The 16,885-nt window shown below is 73.1% G+C and carries 12 protein-coding genes; 5 read left to right on the top strand and 7 right to left on the bottom strand.

All coding sequences use genetic code 11. The annotated features are described in order from the left end of the window. Window positions 1–144 precede the first annotated feature (144 nt). Window positions 145–1,320, top strand: coding sequence for a globin domain-containing protein (locus tag AB0447_RS21155; protein WP_366478235.1), 1,176 nt, complete (start codon window positions 145–147; stop codon window positions 1,318–1,320). Between the two features lie 29 nt (window positions 1,321–1,349). Here the strand turns inward: AB0447_RS21155 and AB0447_RS21150 are convergent, their stop codons facing one another. Together AB0447_RS21150 and AB0447_RS21145 are read right to left on the bottom strand one after the other, a co-directional pair. Further along, window positions 1,350–2,291 carry a nucleoside triphosphate pyrophosphohydrolase gene (locus AB0447_RS21150; protein WP_366478297.1) on the bottom strand — a complete coding sequence of 314 codons (942 nt, stop codon included), beginning with the start codon at window positions 2,289–2,291 and terminating at the stop codon, window positions 1,350–1,352. A gap of 111 nt (window positions 2,292–2,402) precedes the next feature. Beyond that, on the bottom strand, window positions 2,403–3,026 hold the full coding sequence (locus tag AB0447_RS21145; RefSeq protein WP_366478234.1) for a SurA N-terminal domain-containing protein: 624 nt from the start codon (window positions 3,024–3,026) through the stop codon (window positions 2,403–2,405). 230 nt (window positions 3,027–3,256) lie between these two features. On the opposite strand from AB0447_RS21145, the gene AB0447_RS21140 reads away from it, so the two are divergent. Then, window positions 3,257–5,629 (top strand): YfhO family protein, encoded by a 2,373-nt coding sequence (locus tag AB0447_RS21140; protein ID WP_366478233.1) that lies wholly within the window; start codon window positions 3,257–3,259, stop codon window positions 5,627–5,629. Window position 5,630: 1 nt separating this feature from the next. Here the strand turns inward: AB0447_RS21140 and AB0447_RS21135 are convergent, their stop codons facing one another. The 3 genes from AB0447_RS21135 to AB0447_RS21125 form a co-directional block, all read right to left on the bottom strand. Continuing rightward, window positions 5,631–7,160 carry a serine/threonine-protein kinase gene (locus AB0447_RS21135; protein ID WP_366478232.1) on the bottom strand — a complete coding sequence of 510 codons (1,530 nt, stop codon included), beginning with the start codon at window positions 7,158–7,160 and terminating at the stop codon, window positions 5,631–5,633. Continuing rightward, entirely contained in the window at window positions 7,157–7,753 is a 597-nt protein-coding gene (locus tag AB0447_RS21130; protein ID WP_366478231.1) for a hypothetical protein, read from the bottom strand. Before AB0447_RS21130 ends, AB0447_RS21135 begins: the two co-directional genes overlap by 4 nt. 145 nt (window positions 7,754–7,898) lie before the next feature. Continuing rightward, the gene (locus tag AB0447_RS21125) at window positions 7,899–9,998 is read right to left on the bottom strand and encodes an N-6 DNA methylase (protein ID WP_366478230.1); all 2,100 of its coding nucleotides are present in this window, start codon (window positions 9,996–9,998) and stop codon (window positions 7,899–7,901) included. A gap of 152 nt (window positions 9,999–10,150) precedes the next feature. Here AB0447_RS21125 and AB0447_RS21120 point away from each other — a divergent pair, with 152 nt between their 5' ends. Both AB0447_RS21120 and AB0447_RS21115 read left to right on the top strand, forming a co-directional pair. Then, window positions 10,151–10,849 carry a hypothetical protein gene (locus AB0447_RS21120; protein WP_366478229.1) on the top strand — a complete coding sequence of 233 codons (699 nt, stop codon included), beginning with the start codon at window positions 10,151–10,153 and terminating at the stop codon, window positions 10,847–10,849. Window positions 10,850–11,006: 157 nt separating this feature from the next. Continuing rightward, window positions 11,007–11,816 (top strand): hypothetical protein, encoded by an 810-nt coding sequence (locus tag AB0447_RS21115; protein WP_366478228.1) that lies wholly within the window; start codon window positions 11,007–11,009, stop codon window positions 11,814–11,816. Window positions 11,817–11,952: 136 nt separating this feature from the next. Here the strand turns inward: AB0447_RS21115 and AB0447_RS21110 are convergent, their stop codons facing one another. Further along, window positions 11,953–12,690, bottom strand: coding sequence for an HNH endonuclease family protein (locus AB0447_RS21110; protein ID WP_366478227.1), 738 nt, complete (start codon window positions 12,688–12,690; stop codon window positions 11,953–11,955). An 88-nt stretch (window positions 12,691–12,778) separates the two neighbouring features. Between AB0447_RS21110 and AB0447_RS21105 the strand changes: the two genes are divergently transcribed. Then, window positions 12,779–12,958, top strand: a complete 180-nt coding sequence (locus AB0447_RS21105) for an antitoxin (protein WP_366478226.1) — start codon at window positions 12,779–12,781, stop codon at window positions 12,956–12,958. Window positions 12,959–13,077: 119 nt separating this feature from the next. Here AB0447_RS21105 and mfd read toward each other — a convergent pair whose 3' ends face one another. After that, window positions 13,078–16,617 carry a transcription-repair coupling factor gene (mfd, locus tag AB0447_RS21100; protein WP_366478225.1) on the bottom strand — a complete coding sequence of 1,180 codons (3,540 nt, stop codon included), beginning with the start codon at window positions 16,615–16,617 and terminating at the stop codon, window positions 13,078–13,080. Between the last annotated feature and the right edge of the window lie 268 nt (window positions 16,618–16,885).

Raw genomic sequence — 16,885 nt, 5'->3', positions numbered from 1 at the left:
CGACCGTATCCCGGCGCCCACCCCGCACCCCTTATGGGTGGTTCGCCGCGGCTGTCCGTAGATCGGAGGGAGCTTGACCTGACCTTCCCCCGCATTCCTACTTTCGGTTTTGTGGATGTGAGGATCTTGAAAAGCAGTTTTGCGGTGGTGGAGAGACGGGCCGAACACGCGGTCAAGTTCTTCTACTCCCACCTGTTCTGGCACAACCCGCACCTGCGCGATCTGTTCCCGTCCTCCCTCGAGGACATGGAACGCCAGCGGGACCGGCTGTTCGCCGCGCTCACCCACGTGATCGCCCACCTCGACGACGAGAGCGTCGTCCCCTATCTACGGGACCTCGGCCGCGACCACCGCAAGTTCCGGGCGGGCCCCGAGCACTACGCGGCCGTCGGCACCAGCCTGCTCGCCGCGCTCGCCGAGGCCTCCGGCGAGGCCTGGACCCCGGCCGTGGAGAAGGCCTGGTCCGAGGCCTACCAGGTGATCGCCGACGCGATGACGGCCGGAGCGGCCCAGAGCACGGACCCGCCGTGGTGGGACGCGGAGATCGTGCGCCACCTCCAGTACGGGGAGGACATCGGGGTGCTGACGCTCCGGCCCCACCAGCCGCTGCCCTACCGGCCCGGCCAGTACGTCAGCGTGAGCAGCGAACGGGTGCCGACCACCTGGCGCACCTATTCCATAGGCAATGCGCCCCGCGCCGACCACACCATCGACCTGCACGTCAGCCGGATCGAGCGCGGCCGGCTCAGCACCGCGCTGGTCCGCGAGGTCCAGCCCGGCGAGCGGCTGCGGCTGGGCGCGGCCGGCGGGCACATGACGCTGCGCCGGGACGGCCGGCCGATCAGCCTGATCGCGGCCGGCACCGGCTGGGCTCCGGTGCTGGCCATGCTGGAGGAGCTGGTGGCCGACCCTCCCGATCAGGACGTGCGGCTGTTCGTGTGCGCCCGCGACCAGACGTACCTGTACGACCGGCCGCTCATCGACGCGTACGCGGCGGAGTGCGGCTGGCTGAGCGTCAGCTACCTCACCCCGGCTCCCGGGCAGCACCGCAACCAGGCCACCGACCGGCTGGCCACCGCGCTCGGCAACCGCGGCCTGTGGCCCGACCAGGACGTCTACCTCAGCGGCCCGGCGGAGTTCATCGACGAGACCGCGTACCTGCTGGAGGACCTGGGCGCCCGCCCCGCCCGGATCTTCCACGACTCGGTGCCCGCCGCCGGGCCGGGCCGGGGCCGGCCGCTGGGCTTCGGCGAGTGGTTCCTGAACCGCCCGTCCCCGCACTGGCACAACCCTTCGGGCCGGGCCCCGCGCGAGCGCTGAGATCAGGGGCGCATGCCCGCTGCCGGGGGCTACTCGCCGACACCCTCGGCGGCACGGATCGCGTCCCGGTAGGTGCGGGCCGCCGCGCGCAGCGCGGTCTCCGGGTCCACCCCCGCCGCCTCGGCGCGCGCCGCGAGCGCCAGCAGTTCGTAACCGATCCCCTCGCCCTCCGGCAGTGCCACGGGCACGCCGCCCGCCCGCGCGCGGCCGGCCAGTTTCGCCGCGAGCGCCAGACCGGGCTGTCCCATCGGAATGCCGTCGGTCACCGATTCGCGCTGCTTCTCCACGGCCTTGGTGCGCTGCCAGTGCTCCTGGACGTCCTCGGGGGTCTCGGCCTTCGCGTCGCCGAACACGTGCGGGTGCCGGTGGATGAGCTTCTCCACGAGGGCGCCGGCCACGTCGTCGATGGAGAACGGCTCCGTCTCGTCCTCCTCGGCGATCCGCGCGTGGAAGACCACCTGGAGCAGGACGTCGCCCAGCTCCTCCCGGAGCTCCTCGCGGTCCCCGTCCTCGATGGCCTCGACCAGCTCGTACGCCTCCTCGATGGCGTACTTCGCGAGGCCCCGGTGGGTCTTGCGGGAGGTCCAGGGGCAGTCCCGGCGGACCCGGTCCATGACCTGGACGAGGTCGAGGAGCCGGGCGCCGGGCAGGTCGTAGGAGCCGGGCAGCAGCTCCAGGTCGGGCATGCTGTGCCGGCCGGAGCCGGCCAGCCGGGCCAGGCCGTCGGTGAGCCGCCGGTCGCCCTCCCCGCTGGGCATGACCACGACGGTCCGGCCGCCGGCACACTCCTCGACCAGCTCGTGCGCGTCCGGGCTCTCCCGCACGACCTCGATGCCCGCCTCCCGCAGATAGGGCAGCTGCGGGTGGTCCGGGTCGGCGCACAGCACCCGGTCCGCCGCGTGCAGGGTCTGCCACGCGGACCAGGACAGCAGGCCGGGCGCGACCCGGTGGCTGGTGGTCAGCAGGACGATGCGGCCGGTGGGCCCGGCGGAGGCGTCGGTGCGGTCGGGGTGGTCGGTGTCGCCGGCGTGGTTGGTCACCCTTCGAACCTACCCCGGGCGGGGCCCGGCCCCGCCCGGGGGTCACGCTCCGGCGGGGGCCTCGTCGGGCCGGGTCTTCTGGGTGATCCACGGGGTCTGGTACTCGCCGACGGCGATCTGCTTGGTGTCCCAGGAGCCGTAGCGCGGGTTGACCTCGATGTGCAGCTGCCGGGCTGCCTTGGCGAGCGGCTCCAGGACCTTCTGCTCGCCGTAGCGGTCGGTGAGCTTGGCGAAGAGCAGCTGGAAGCGGATCTCGTCCTCGACCTGGCCGGGCGCGAGCGGCACCCGCTGGGCCAGCATGATCTCTTCCATCTTCTCGGCGCCGCCGGTCTGCTGGAGCTGGCTCTTGAGGACCTCTTCGATCTCCTTGGTGGAGACGGTGATCCCGTCGGCCGCGGCGGCCTTCTCCAGCACCCGCAGCTGGATCATCTTGCTGAGCTTGATCCGCTCCAGCTTCGACGAGTTCGCCACCAGCTGGGCGGCGTTGTCCGAGCGGCTCTGTGCGTCCCGGACGTCCTTCACCTGGGCCTGGAGCGCTGAGGTCGTGATCCGTTCACCGCCGACGACGGCCGCGGTGCCGGGGCGTGCCTCGCCCGAGCAGGCCGAGAGGAGCGGGGCCGCGACGAGCAGGGCGGCGGAGACGGAGAGCGCAGTGCGACGGTGCAAAGGAGCCTCCAGGCATGGCCTGCGGCGCGGAGCGCCACGATGAGGGGTGGTGGTCGGGCGACGGGCGGGATGAGATTGTGCGTCAGTGCACAAGGGCCTTGCGGTGATCGATGGTATGAGCTCAGGTTGATCCGAGCCACCGGTTCGACCAACGATTCCCGCTGTGTTGGGGTACGTGTTCACCCGGTGGCCATCCTTCTGTCGTCCGCTGCTGCCAAGGTCACCCCACCATGTCGACACCGCACCGCTCCGCACGCCGCCCCAGCCTCTACGGATCGGCGCTCGCGGCGCTGATCGCCACGGCGGCGGTGTGTGCCGGGGACGCGGTCGCGCGGGTGTTCCCGTACGGCCCCCGGCACCGCAGCATCAACGACCTCGGCAACCAGTTCGTCCCGTTCCACGCGCATCTGTGGGACCTGCTGCACGGGCGGGCGGCCGGCGGCATACTCCTCAACTGGCAGTCCGGGTACGGGACGAGCTTCCTGCCGGACCTGGGCACCTACCTGACCAGCCCGTTCGCGCTGCTCGTCGCCTTCTTCCCGCGCGAGGACATCGACCTCGCCGTGTACGTGGTCACGGTCCTGAAGATCGGGGCGGCCGGGGCGGCGATGGCCTGGCTGCTGCGGACGATGCGGCCGGGACCCTGGTGGGGCGCGGCCCTGCTCGGCGCCTCGTACGCGCTGTGCGGCTGGTCGGTGATCGAGGCCTCCTACAACCCGATGTGGCTGGACGGCCTGATCGCCTTCCCGATGCTGTGCCTGACCGGCGAGTGGGCGCTGCGGGGCCGCCGGCCGGTGCTGGCCCCGCTGGTCGTCGCGGTGTGCTGGACGGCGAACTTCTACACCGCCTACATGGCCACTCTGGGCGCGGTGCTGGTGCTGCTGGTGCGGGCGGTGCTGGTCCGGGAGGACGTACGGGACCGGGTGCGGGTGGTGCTGCGGGCGGCGGGCAGCACCCTGCTGGGCATCGCGCTGGCCACGCCGGTGCTGGTCCCGGTGTTCCTGGGGTCGCGGCACGCCTATCCGGGCCTGGTCCGCGAGTTCACCCCGGTGGACTGGACGGACCTGTTCGCGCGGCTGCTGCCGGCCACCTACAGCTTCTCCTCCCCCGCGGTGTTCGTCGGCACCGGCACGCTGCTGCTGGCCGCCGCCCTGCCCTTCCACCGGGCGGTTCCGCTGCGGCCCCGGCTGTGGTGGACGGGCCTGGTCCTGGCCGTCCTGCTGTCCTTCCAGTGGAAGCCCACCCATCTGGCCTGGCACGTGTTCGCGACCCCGAACGGCAGCGCGTACCGGCAGACGTTCGTGCTGGCCGGGGTGATCGTGATCGCCGCCTGGACCGGGCTGGCGGCGGGCCGGCCGGGGATCCGGCCGCTCGCCGGGGGCGCGGCCGTGCTGGCGGCGGCGGTGCTGTGGGCGACCCGCAGCGCCCTGCCCACCGCCTGGGCGTACTCCTTGTTCCTGGGCGGGCTGCTGGTGGCGGGGCTCGCCTGGTGGCTGCTGCACCACCGGCGGTTCGCCGTCCCGGCGGCGGGACTGCTCGCCCTGGTGCTGGCCGGGCAGGCCGCGGCGACCACGGCCTGGGGCCACCAGGGCAAGCTGGGCGGGCTGGACGACTACCCGTCGTGGGGCGCGGAGCACTCGGCGCGGGCCGGGGCGGTGGCCGCCGCCGAGGGCTGGCCGGCGTACCGGACGGACCCGAGCCGGCCGGCGCTCACCGGCAACGACCCGATGCTGCTGGGCGGGGAGGGCGGCGCGTACTACAGCAGCCACACCCCGGACGTGTTCACCCGCACCATGGTGGCGCTGGGCGCGGGCTGGACCTCGCGCGGCCGCAACGTACAAAGCATCGACAACCCGGTGACGGACGCGCTGTTCTCGGTGGGCGCGCGGCTGCAGCCCGACGGCTCGGTGGTGCGCCGGGACACCCTGCCGCTGGTCACCGTCCGCCCGCCGGCCGCGGCCCGGCCCCGCTACGGCGATTCGCCGTTCCGCAACCAGGAACTCCTGCTGGGCGCACGGGTGTACGAGGACCCGGTCGCGCCGAAGGTGTGCGCGGCCGGCACGGACGCGTACCTGTGGGCGCCGGAGTACAACGCCAAGGCGAGGCTGGCGGACGGCCGGTCCTTCCTGCTGCACGGCAACGCGCCCCGCAACCGGGCCGCCCTGCAGCCGCTGGGCCGCTCCCACGGGGCCGCCTCGGCGCTGGTCTTCGAGAAGAAGCAGCCGCGGCGCTGGACCCTGGCCTGTCTGAACCCGTCCCGGCTGGACGCGGCCGTCGCCCGGCTGCGTGCGACGGCGGCCACCTCGGTGCGGGTCGGCTCCCGGGGCATCCGGGCCGAGCTGCCGGCCGGCGCGACGGGCACGGCGGTCCTGGCGGCCCCCCGGATCGCGGGCTGGTCCTGCAACGGCCGCCCGGCGGATTCCCATCTGGGCCTGGTCGCCGTCCCCCTGGACGGCCGGACCACGGCCGTCTCCTGCTCGTTCCGGCCGCCGGGCCTGCTGGGCGGCCTCCTTGTGGGAGGGGCCGCCCTGCTCGCCCTGGCGGCGGTGGCCGCCGTTCCGCGACTGCGTCGCAGGCGGCCGGGCACCCGCTGGTCCAGCTAGGTCAGCGGACCTGGCCCAGCCACTGGAGGGTGCGGCGGACCTCGGCCGGGAACGGGTGGGCCGGGCCGTGGAGGCGTTCCGCGTCGAAGAGGAGGCGGGCCAGGGTGTCGTGGGCCGCCTGGCGGTCGCCGAGGGAGAGCAGCAGGTGCGCTATCCGGCGGCGGACCTCCAGGGGGAGCTCCGGGTCCGGGTTGGCGTAGTGGTTCTCGAACAGCGGGAGCAGGGACCGGTATTCGGCGAGGGCCGCGGCCGGTTCGCCGAGCTGGTCCAGGCACTGGGCGGCCTCGTAGCGGAAGCGGAGGGCCTGGGGGTCGCCGGGCGGGAGTTCGTCGGCGAGGCGGCGGAGTTCGGGCAGGGCGCGGCGGTACTGGCCGTCGTCCATGAGGGTGGCCGCGTACTGCTTGCGCAGGGAGCGGACCACCGGGGACTTCTCGCCGTGCTGGGCGGCGGCGGCCGGCAGCAGTGAGCCGAGGATGTCCACGGCCTGGGTGAGGCGGCCCTGGTCGAGGAGACGTTTGACCTCGTCCACCGAGGAGGCGATGTCCGGGCGCGGCGGGGCCGCCGGGCGGGGCGGGACGGCCGGCGCGGCCGCCCGGTCCGGCCAGGGGGCCTGCGGGCGCAGGAAGGGCCGGGTGGGGTCCATCGGGCCGGCCGGGGTGCCGTGCGAGGGCAGCAGCGGGGCGAGGGACTCGTACACCTCCTGCGCGGAGGAGGGCCGGTCCTGCGGGTCCTTCGCGAGGAGGTGCAGGAGGACGGCTTCCAGCTGGTGCGGGATCTCCGGGCGCAGCTGGCGGACCGGGAGCGGCGGCTCGTACAGGTGCCGGTGGAGCACGCCGAGGGCGGTGGAGCCGGCGAACGGGACGCTGCCGCTGAGGAGTTCGTACATGAGCACGCCGAGGGCGTACAGGTCGGTGCGCGGGCCGACGGCGCCGCCCATGGCCTGTTCGGGGGCCATGTAGGCGGGGCTGCCGATCGGCGAGCCGGTGTGGGTGAGCCGGGTGGTGTCGGTGTCCATGACGGAGGCGACGCCGAGGTCGAGGACGAGGATGGAGCCGTCGGGGCGGACCATCACGTTCCGCGGCTTGAGGTCGCGGTGGACGATGGGCACCGCGTGGACGGCGGAGAGCACCGAGCACAGCTGGGCGGCGACCGAGACGGCCCACGGCCACGGGTAGGGCTCGTGCTCGGCGAGGTGGTCGGCGAGGTCGGCGCCCTCGACGTACTGCATGACCAGGTAGAGGTCGTCGCCGTCGCTGCCCGCGTCGTGGACGGTGACCAGGCCGGGGTGGTCGACCTGCGCGGTGACCCGGCATTCGCGGACGAACCGGCGGCGCAGCTCCTCGGCCACGGTGCCGGGCCCGGCGACCTTGTCCGGGCGCAGCAGTTTGACCGCGACGCGGCGGTCGAGCCGCCGGTCGTACGCCGTCCAGACCTGGCCCATGCCGCCCTGTCCGAGGATGGTGGCGAGCTGGTACCGGTCCGCGATGACGCGCTCGGTGGTGGCGGCGGCAGCGGGGGCGGGCGCGCTCACTGGTCTCGTTCCCGGCCTTCCTGCTTGCGCAGCAGTTCGCTCAGCTCGTCGAGTTCGGCGCGGACCTGGCCGATGCGGGGAGCCGGCGTCGGGGTGTGGCCGGGCACGGGCGGCGGGGTCTGGGCGGGGACCTGCGGGTGGGTCTGGGCGGGAGCCTGCGGCGGGGTCGGGTCCACGGGCGGGTAGCCGTACTGCGGCACGACCGGGGGCGTCGGCGGGTACCAGCCGGCGGGCGGCGCGACGGGGCGGTTCTCGTAGTGCTTGATGTCGGAGTACAGGAAGTAGCCGACGACGGCGACGGCCATGCTCAGCATGGTGATCATGCCGGTGTTGCCCATCCAGGTGCTGGCGTCCTCCGTGGGGTCCTCGCCGACCAGGGCGAGGCAGACCACGGTCAGCACGAAGTTGGCCCCGCACAGGGCCCAGTCGCGCGGGCGGCGGGTGACGATCGCGAGCCGGATCAGCGTGCCGAACGCGAGCATGCCGCAGCTGAGCACGGGCAGCAGGGCGAACAGCACGCGCATGGTCACCAGGAACCCGCTGTTGGGCTGGTGTTCCCGGTGCTGCGGCGGCGGGTAGCCGGGGCCGTGCATCGCTGCTCCTGACGGGCCGTACGGACGAGGTGTTTTCGGTCAGAGCGTATACACGGAAACGGACACCCGGTCAGGGGATGGACCCGATCCGGCGCAGCTGGTGCTCAACTGGTGCCCAACCGTTGCGCGGAACCCGGGATTCGGCTCATTCGGGGGTGACGGAGCCGTCGGTGAGGCCGTCGTACAGACCCTGGACGAGCTGCTCCCCGAGGCGGCCGGCGAGCCGCAGTGCGTCCTCGAACTCGGCGAGCGCGCGGAACCGGTCGCCGTACCTTCGCTGGTCGGCGAGCGGCAGCCGGGGCAGTTGGAGCCTGCGGACGTCGAGCCGGGTGGCGGTGGAGGCGTAGCTGCTGGCCTGCCGGTTGTTGGCGGTGCCGCGCAGGAAGCCGGCCAGGAACCAGGGGTCGAGGGCGGCCGGGTCGGGGCGCAGCAGCTGGAGGTTGCGGCCGAGGGCCGCGCCCGCGGAGTCCGGGCCGATGACGCGGGCGACGGCGGTGGCGCCGACGACGGGGACGACCACGTCGCCGGGCTCGGTGAGGACCGGCTCGTCGGCGGTGTCGGCGAGGCTGCCGGAGGGGCTGGTGCCGGTGTACACGTCCTGTTCGGTGAGGACGGGTGCGCTGCCGGTGCCGCTGCCGGTGCCGGTGCGGAGCAGCAGGGCGCCGGCCCGGGCGAGTTCGCCGATGGTGGTGAGGGGCGGCCGGGCCGGACCGCCGCCGGCCGCGGCGGGTTGGGCGGGCGGCGGGGTGAGCCGGGTGGCGAGGGTGAGGGTTTCGTCGAGGCGGTCCCGTACGGCGGTCAGTTCGGCGAGTCCGGCTCCGCCGGGGGGCGGCGGCAGGTGCCGGGCGGGGGTGAGGTCGACGTCGTCGTCGAGGAGTTCGAGGACGGGGACCACCCGGCTGACGCCGGGCACTTCCTCGGTGCTGCCGGTGCGGTCGTACGCCTCCCAGGCGTCCAGTACGGCGGTGTGGACGGCGGGCCAGGCGGCCCGTTCCCGCGCGTCGGAGACGAGGGGGGCGGTGTCGACGACCAGCAGGCCGGGGGCGGCCGGGGCGTGTGCGGCGGGCCGGCGCAGCACCCACAGGTGGAGCGGGATGCCGTAGGGCGGCGCGGCGCCGGCCGGGAGGGCGGCGACGGCCCGGAGCGCGCCGCGGCGCAGCAGGTCGGCGCGGATCCGGCGGCCGGAGCGGCGGGCGGCGACTGCGGGGGGCATGAGGAGCACGGCGGTGCCGCCCTCGCGGAGGTGGGCGAGGGCGTGCTGGACCCAGGCGAGTTCGGATTCGGTGCGGGCGGGGAAGCCGTACTCCCAGCGCGGGTCGTAGGCGAGTTCCTCGTGGCCCCAGTTGCGCTCGTTGAACGGCGGGTGGCAGAGCACGGCGTCGGCGGCCAGGCCGGGGAACCCGTCGGCGCGCAGGCTGTCGGCGGCGGCGGTGCGGACTGCGGCGTCGCCGTGGAGGGCCAGCCGGAGCGCGGTCAGCGCGGCCGCCTCGGGGCTGCTGTCCTGGGCGTGCAGGGCGACGCCGGCGGGGGCGCCGAGGGCGCCGACGGCGCGCAGCAGGCCGCCGGTGCCGCAGGCCGGGTCGAGGACCTTGAAGGGCGCGGCGCCGGCGCCGGCGCCGGCCGCTCCGGTGGCGCCGGTGCCTGCACCGGGGGCAGGGCCGGCCAGTGCGGCCATCAGCTCGGCGAGGCCGGGCGGGGTCAGCGTGTACTGGCGGGGGCTGGCGTCGAGGTGGCGGCCGAGGAGGAACTCGAAGGCGTTGCGGGCGCCGAGTTCGGCGGCCAGCTCGCCGGCCGCGCGCAGCAGCGGTACCGAGGCGAAGCCCGTCGCGGTCCCGGCCAGGGGGTGGTCCGGCCCGAGGCGCTCGGTGAGCACCTGGTCCAGGACGGGGCGCAGCAGCTGGGCCATCCGCTGGTCGGAGACGGCGGTCAGCTCCAGCCAGTCGGTGGGGCGGTCGCGTACGACGAGCAGGGCGCAGCCGGCGTCGAGGAGTCCGGCGACGGCTCCGCCGGGGTGGCCGGCGAGCTGCTGCCACACCCGTTCGCGCAGCGGGACTTCCGCGAGCTTGCCCTGGGCGCGCAGCCACTCCTCGATCTGGGGCAGGGCGAAGGAGGGGCTGGTCTCGGTGCCGCCGACGGGCTTGGGGAAGTCGGGGTGACGGCGGCGCCAGTTGCTGACGGCGGCGCGGCCGACCCCGGCGAGGCGGGCGATCTCGGCTGCGGTGACCTCTGCGGTGTTCTCCGGCATGCGCCGAGCATAGCGGTACACACGAAAGAGCCCTCTTCACAGCGTGAACTGACAGTTTTCTGTGAATCCTGTTGACTCGGTTCACAAGCTTCTGCTGTGATGACTCCCGTCGCACCAACCCGTCGCACGACCGGATCGAAGGAAGGCACGTCATGTCGCACGCCTCGAAGCTCGCCCGCACGGTCCTCACCGGCACCGGAGTCGCCCTCGCCCTGATCACGCTCGGCGCCTGCTCCGACACCGACACCGACGCCTCCAAGGACAAGGGCAGCGCCAAGCCCGCCGCCTCGGCCGGGGCGAGCCAGAAGCCCGCCGCGCAGCAGGAGCAGCCGAAGGAGCAGAAGAAGACCGCGTTCAAGGGCAACGGCACCTTCGAGGTCGGCAAGGACCTCAAGCCCGGCACCTACCGCACCACCGGCAACGGCGGCGCGGGCTGCTACTGGGAGCTGGCCAAGGACTCCTCCGGAGAGCTCGACTCGATCATCGCGAACGACAACGTGACCGGCAGCAGCTACGTGACCGTCACGACCGCGGCCAAGACCCTCAAGACCAACGACTGCAAGGACTGGGAGGCCGTGGACGCGAAGCCGTCCGGCACCCCGAAGACCGAGATCAAGGGCGACGGCGGCATGTTCCGGGTGGGCGCGGACATCGCACCCGGCACCTACAAGTCGGGCGGCCCGGCCGAGGGCAGCGCCGGCTGCTACTGGGAGCGCGCCAAGGACGCCGAGCACGGCCTCGACTCCATCGCCGCCAACGACAACCCGACCGGCCCGGCCGTGGTGACGGTCTCCGCGAAGGACGGCTACTTCAAGACCACCGGCTGCACCGACTGGAAGAAGACCGGCTGATCCGCGGCCCCGGGGGGCGTCCCCACGCCGCCCCCTTGCCGGTCTCCCCCCAACTCCCCCTCCACCCCTCCCCCGCACCCCGCCCACAGCTTGGCTTTACCTGCCCCCTACACTCCCCCCACGCCCGGCAAAACCCTCTGCACAGGAAGTTCCTCGCATGCGATCTGCCCGTGTGACCGCCACCGCCGCCTTGGCTTCGGCCGCCCTTCTCGGCCTCACCGCCTGCAACGGCTCCGGCTCCGACTCCGCGGGCGGCGCCTCCGGCAAGGCGAGCACCTCTGCAGCGCCGGCGCCGAGCCCGAGCCCGAGCAAGCACCCCTTCACCGACCTCTCCGGCCCGGACATAGCCGAGAAGTCCCTGGCCGCCACCCGCGGCGCCCAGTCGCTGCGGGTCAAGGGCCAGGTGCTGGAACAGGGCAAGCCGATGAGCGTCGACCTGGGCATCACCAAGACCGGTGACTGCGCGGGCTCCGTGGCGATGGCCAAGGAGGGCTCGATGCAGATCATCAAGAACCCCTCGTACTTCTACTTCAAGGCCGACGCGCAGTTCTACCGGACCTCCATGAAGGGCGAGTCCAAGGCGACCAAGGATGCGGTCGTCAAGCAGCTCGCCGACCGCTGGGTAAAGAAGAAGGCCACCGCCAAGGAGGTCAAGGAGATGTCGGCCATGTGCGACCTCGACGAGCTGCTCGGCGAGTTCGGCGGCGCCGAACTCGCCCGCAAGGGCGAGGAGACCCAGCTGCCCGTCGGCCCGGCGTTCACGCTCACCAACAGCACCCCGGACGGCGAGGAGACGTACTGGATCGCCATGCAGGGCGAGCCCTTCATGCTCAAGGCCGCGGTCCGGGGCAAGGAGCAGGGCGAGTTGACCTTCTCCGACTTCAACAAGCCGGTGAACAGCGCCGCCCCGACGGACAAGGACGTCGTCGACGGCGACAAGCTGGGCGGCCCCACCGAGAGCGCCTGATCCCGCGCCGGCCGGGCCCGGGGAGCCGCCCCGCGAGGGGAGGGCGGCTCGCCGGGCCCGGCCGTCTCCGCGTGCACCTACGGCGCGGCACCTACGGCGGCCGGCGGGGCGGCGCGGGCGCGCGACCGGACGGGCTCTAACGAACCAGGCGGGCCGGGGGCGCGGTCGGGTTGCCGCCGGTCGGTAGCCGCTGCTCCGGGCAGTCGGACAGCACCCGCTTCATCGCGTCCCGTTCGCCGGCCGTGACCCACAGCCGGTACTTCTGCTTCACCGCGACCTGGGCCGCGACATAGGTGCAGCGGTAGGACCGGTCCGGCGGGAGCCAGGTCGCCGCGTCCCCGTCGCCCTTCTTCCGGTTGGCCGCGGCTTCCACGGCGAGCAGGTTCAGCGGATCGTTGGCGAAGGCGATCCGCTTGCCCTTGTCCCAGGAGCCGGCGCCCTTCTGCCAGGCGTCGGACAGCGCGACGACGTGGTCGATGTCCACGCCCCCGCCCGGCTTGCCGCGTTCGTACTCGATCCGGCCGCCGGTGTACGGGTCCTTCTCCAGCACTCCGGAAGCCACCTTGCAGGCCCCGTCCTTGAAGGCGGCACCCGCCAGATCCCGATTGAGTATGTCGTCCCGGGTCCCGCAGCCGTTGGAGTCGGTGTCCAGCCAGGCCGCGCCGAACTGCTCCCGCTCGTAGCCCGTCTTCGGGGCCCGTCCCTTGACGGTGAGGCCGTCGACGGCACCGAGCGCGTTGGCGCCGTTGGCCGGGCCGGGGCCGCGCGCGCCGCCGGGGGCTCCGGAGTTGCCGGACGCGGAGTCGTCGGCCGTACAGCCGGTGACCGCGAGGACGAGCAGGGCGGCGGCGGGGAGCAGCAGGCGTGGGCGCATGGAGCGAGATCCTAAACCGCCCCTCGGCGAGCGAACTGATCAGAACGGGCGTACCGTCGCAAAGGGGATACGGAAGGGAGCCTTCAGCATGGGGATCTTCGACAGGTTCAAGGACCAGGAGAAGGCCAAGGCCAAGGCCAAGGAAATGTCCGACAAGGCCGAGCAACAGGCCAACGAGCGCACCGGCGGCAAGCACTCCGAGCAGATCGACAAGCTCCAGCAGCAGGCGGAAGACCGGATGGGAATCGACGACGATCCCAACAAGTAGCCGCGAGAAGCAGCCGCACAGCCGCGCGGGAACGGCCGCGGCCGGGGACCGGCAAGGTCCCGGCCGCGGCCGAGCACGTCTTTCGGCCGAGCTACGTACGCGGACGCCCTACGGACGCCCTACGAGCCGAGGATCGTGGTGAGGAACTCGCCCGTCCAGCCCAGCAGTTCCCGCCCGACCAGCGGCTTGCCGCCGATCTTGCCGGTCTTCGGCCGCGGGATCAGCACCTGCGAGGTGGCCGGCTTGATGACCGCCCCCGGGTACAGCCGCTTCAGCCGCAGCTCCTGTGACTCGCGCAGCTCCACCGGACCGAAGCGGATGTTGGTGCCCTGAAGGGTGATGTCGCCGACCCCGCAGGCCCGCGCCAGCATCCGCAGTCCGGCCACCAGCAGCAGGTTCTCCACCGGCTCCGGCAACTTGCCGTAGCGGTCGGTGAGTTCCTCCCGCACCGCCTTGATGTCGGCTTCCGAGTTCGCCGCGGCGATCGACCGGTAGGCCTGCAGGCGAAGCCGCTCGCCCGGCGCGTAGTCGTGCGGGACGTGCGCGTCGACCGGCAGCTCGATCTTGACCTCCAGCGGCGGCTCCTCCTCCGGCCCGCCCTCCAGGGAGGCCCGGTAGTCGGCCACCGCCTCGCCGACCATCCGTACGTACAGGTCGAACCCGACGCCCGCGATGTGGCCGGACTGCTCGCCGCCGAGCAGGTTGCCCGCGCCGCGGATCTCCAGGTCCTTCATCGCCACGTACATGCCCGCGCCCATCTCGGTGTGCTGGGCGATGGTCGCCAGCCGCTCGTGCGCGGTCTCGGTCAGCGGCTTCTCCGGCGGGTACAGGAAGTACGCGTACCCGCGCTCGCGGCCGCGGCCGACGCGGCCGCGCAGCTGGTGCAGCTGGCTGAGGCCGAAGTTGTCGCCGCGCTCCACGATCAGGGTGTTGGCGTTGGAGATGTCGATGCCGGACTCCACGATCGTGGTCGACACCAGCACGTCGAACTTCTTCTCCCAGAAGTCGACCACGACCTGTTCCAGGGCGGTCTCCGACATCTGCCCGTGCGCGGTCGCGATCCGCGCCTCCGGCACGATCTCGCGCAGCTTGGCGGCCGCCCGGTCGATGGACTCGACCCGGTTGTGGATGTAGAAGACCTGGCCCTCGCGCAGCAGTTCGCGGCGGATCGCCGCGCCGATCTGCTTCTGCTCGTACGGGCCGACGAAGGTCAGCACCGGGTGCCGCTCCTCCGGCGGGGTGGTGATCGTGGACATCTCGCGGATGCCGGTGACCGCCATCTCCAGGGTGCGCGGGATCGGGGTCGCGGACATGGTCAGCACGTCCACGTTGGCGCGCAGCTTCTTCAGCTGCTCCTTGTGCTCGACGCCGAACCGCTGCTCCTCGTCGACGATGACCAGGCCCAGGTCCTTGAACTTCGTCTCCTGCGAGAACAGCCGGTGGGTGCCGATGACCACGTCCACCGAGCCTTCCTTGAGGCCTTCGAGGGTGGTCTTGGACTCGGTGTCGGTCTGGAACCGGGACAGCGCCTTCACATTGACCGGGAACTGGGCGTACCGCTCGGAGAAGGTGCCGAAGTGCTGCTGCACCAGCAGGGTGGTCGGGACGAGGACGGCGACCTGCTTGCCGTCCTGGACGGCCTTGAAGGCCGCGCGGACGGCGATCTCGGTCTTTCCGTAGCCGACGTCGCCGCAGATCAGCCGGTCCATCGGGACCGACTTCTCCATGTCCTCCTTGACCTCGGCGATGGTGGTGAGCTGGTCGGGCGTCTCCGCGTACGGGAAGGCGTCCTCCAGCTCCCGCTGCCAGGGGGTGTCCGGGCCGAAGACGTGGCCGGGGGCGGCCATGCGCGCGCTGTACAGCTTGATGAGGTCGGCGGCGATCTCCTTGACCGCCTTCTTCGCCTTCTGCTTGGTCTTGGTCCAGTCGGCGCCGCCGAGCCGGTGCAGGGTCGGGGCCTCGCCGCCGACGTACTTGGTGACCTGTTCCAGCTGGTCGGTGGGGATGTACAGGCGGTCGCCGGGCTGGCCGCGCTTGGCCGGGGCGTACTCGACGAGCAGGTACTCGCGGGTCGCCCCCTGCACGGTCCGCTGCACCATCTCGATGTAGCGGCCGACGCCGTGCTGTTCGTGCACGATGTAGTCGCCGACCTCCAGGGTCAGCGGGTCGATGGTCTTGCGGCGCCGGGTCGGCATCCGGCCGAGGTCCTTGCTGGCGGTGCGCTGCCCGGTCAGGTCGGTCTCGGTCAGTACGGCGATCTTCAGCGCGGGGTCGGTGAAACCGCTGTCGAGGGAGCCGCAGGCGACGTGCACCAGCGAGGGCTCCAGGGTGCCGAGGTCGGCCTCCAGCCGGGCCGGCAGGCCCTCTCCGCCGAGCACCTCCACGGTGCGGGCGGCGGGGCCGTGGCCCTCGGTGACGTAGACGGTGCGCCAGCCGTCGGCGAGCCGGCCCTTGGTGTCGGCGAGGGCGCGCGCGGTGTCGCCCCGGTAGGCCTCGGCGGCGTGCATGCCCAGGGTGAGGGTGTCGTTGCCGACTTCCTCGTCGGCGGCGAACGGCGAGACCGACCACCACATCATGCCGAGCTCGCGGGCTCGGTCCCGGACGTCCGCGATGCCCCACAGGCTGGCCGCGCCGACGTCGATGGGTGCCTCTCCTCCGCCGGCCGTGGCCGCCCAGGAGGCCTGGAGGAACTCCTGGCTGGTGGCGACGAGGTCGGCGGCCCGGGTCCGGACCCGCTCGGGGTCGCAGACCACCGCCATGGATCCGGCGGGCAGCACGTCGAGCAGCAGCTCCATGTCGTCGACGAGGACCGGGGCGAGGGATTCCATGCCCTCGACGGCGATCCCCTCGGCGATCTTGTTGAGGAGTTCGCCGAGCTCGGGGTGGGCCTCGGCCAGGGCGGCGGCCCGCTCCCGCACCTCGGCGGTCAGCAGCAGCTCCCGGCAGGGCGGGGCCCACAGCCCGTGTTCGGCGACCTCCAGGGACCGCTGGTCGGCGACCTTGAAGTAACGGATCTCCTCGACCTCGTCGCCCCAGAACTCGATCCGGAGGGGGTGCTCCTCGGTGGGCGGGAACACATCGAGGATGCCGCCGCGTACGGCGAACTCGCCGCGCTTCTCGACCAGTTCGACCCGGGCGTAGGCGGCGGCCGCAAGGGCCTCGGTGACCTCGCCGAGGTCGGCGCTGCCGCCCTGCCGCAGGGACACCGGGACCAGCTCGCCGAGCCCCTCGACCTGCGGCTGGAGCACGGACCGGATGGGGGCGACGACCACGCTGACGGGGCCGGCGGCCGGGTCGTCCTTGCTGGGGTGGGAGAGCCGGCGCAGCACGGCCAGGCGCCGGCCGACGGTGTCGGAGCGGGGGGACAGCCGCTCGTGCGGCAGGGTCTCCCAGGACGGGTAGTCGACGACGGTGTTCTGCTGGTCCGGCGGCATGAGCGAGCGCAGGGCGGCCGCCAGGTCCTCGGCCTCCCGGCCGGTGGCGGTGACGGCGAGCACGGTCCGCTCGGTACGCCGGGCCAGCGCGGCGATCGCGAACGGCCGGGCAGCGGGCGGACCGACCAGGTCCACATGCATCCGATTCCCGTCGGCGGCCGCCTGGACCGCCTCGGTGAGGGCGGGGTCCCGGATGACGGCGTCGAGCAGTCCGTGCAGGCTCATGAAGGGCTTTCCGTCCGGAGGATTCGTTGGGTGTCGGGGCAACGCGAGTGACCCGACACGTCTCACGGGCCGGGGGTTCCCAGCGTACGACGCGGGCGCACCGGCCGCGCGAGTGAATACGGCCACCCGCCGGAGTGACGGAGCCGGCCGGGGCCGGGCCGGGGCCGGGCCGGTGTGGGGCCGGGGCCGGGCCGGTGTGGGGCCGTTCCCGCCACGCCGAGCGCCCCGGGAAACGCCGGTGGCCCCGGTCCCTCCCCCGTGGAGGACC

It is taken from the genome of Streptomyces sp. NPDC051211 (assembly GCF_040689505.1).
Lineage (GTDB): Bacteria > Actinomycetota > Actinomycetes > Streptomycetales > Streptomycetaceae > Streptomyces.
This window is presented reverse-complemented; position numbering and strand designations above follow the sequence as displayed.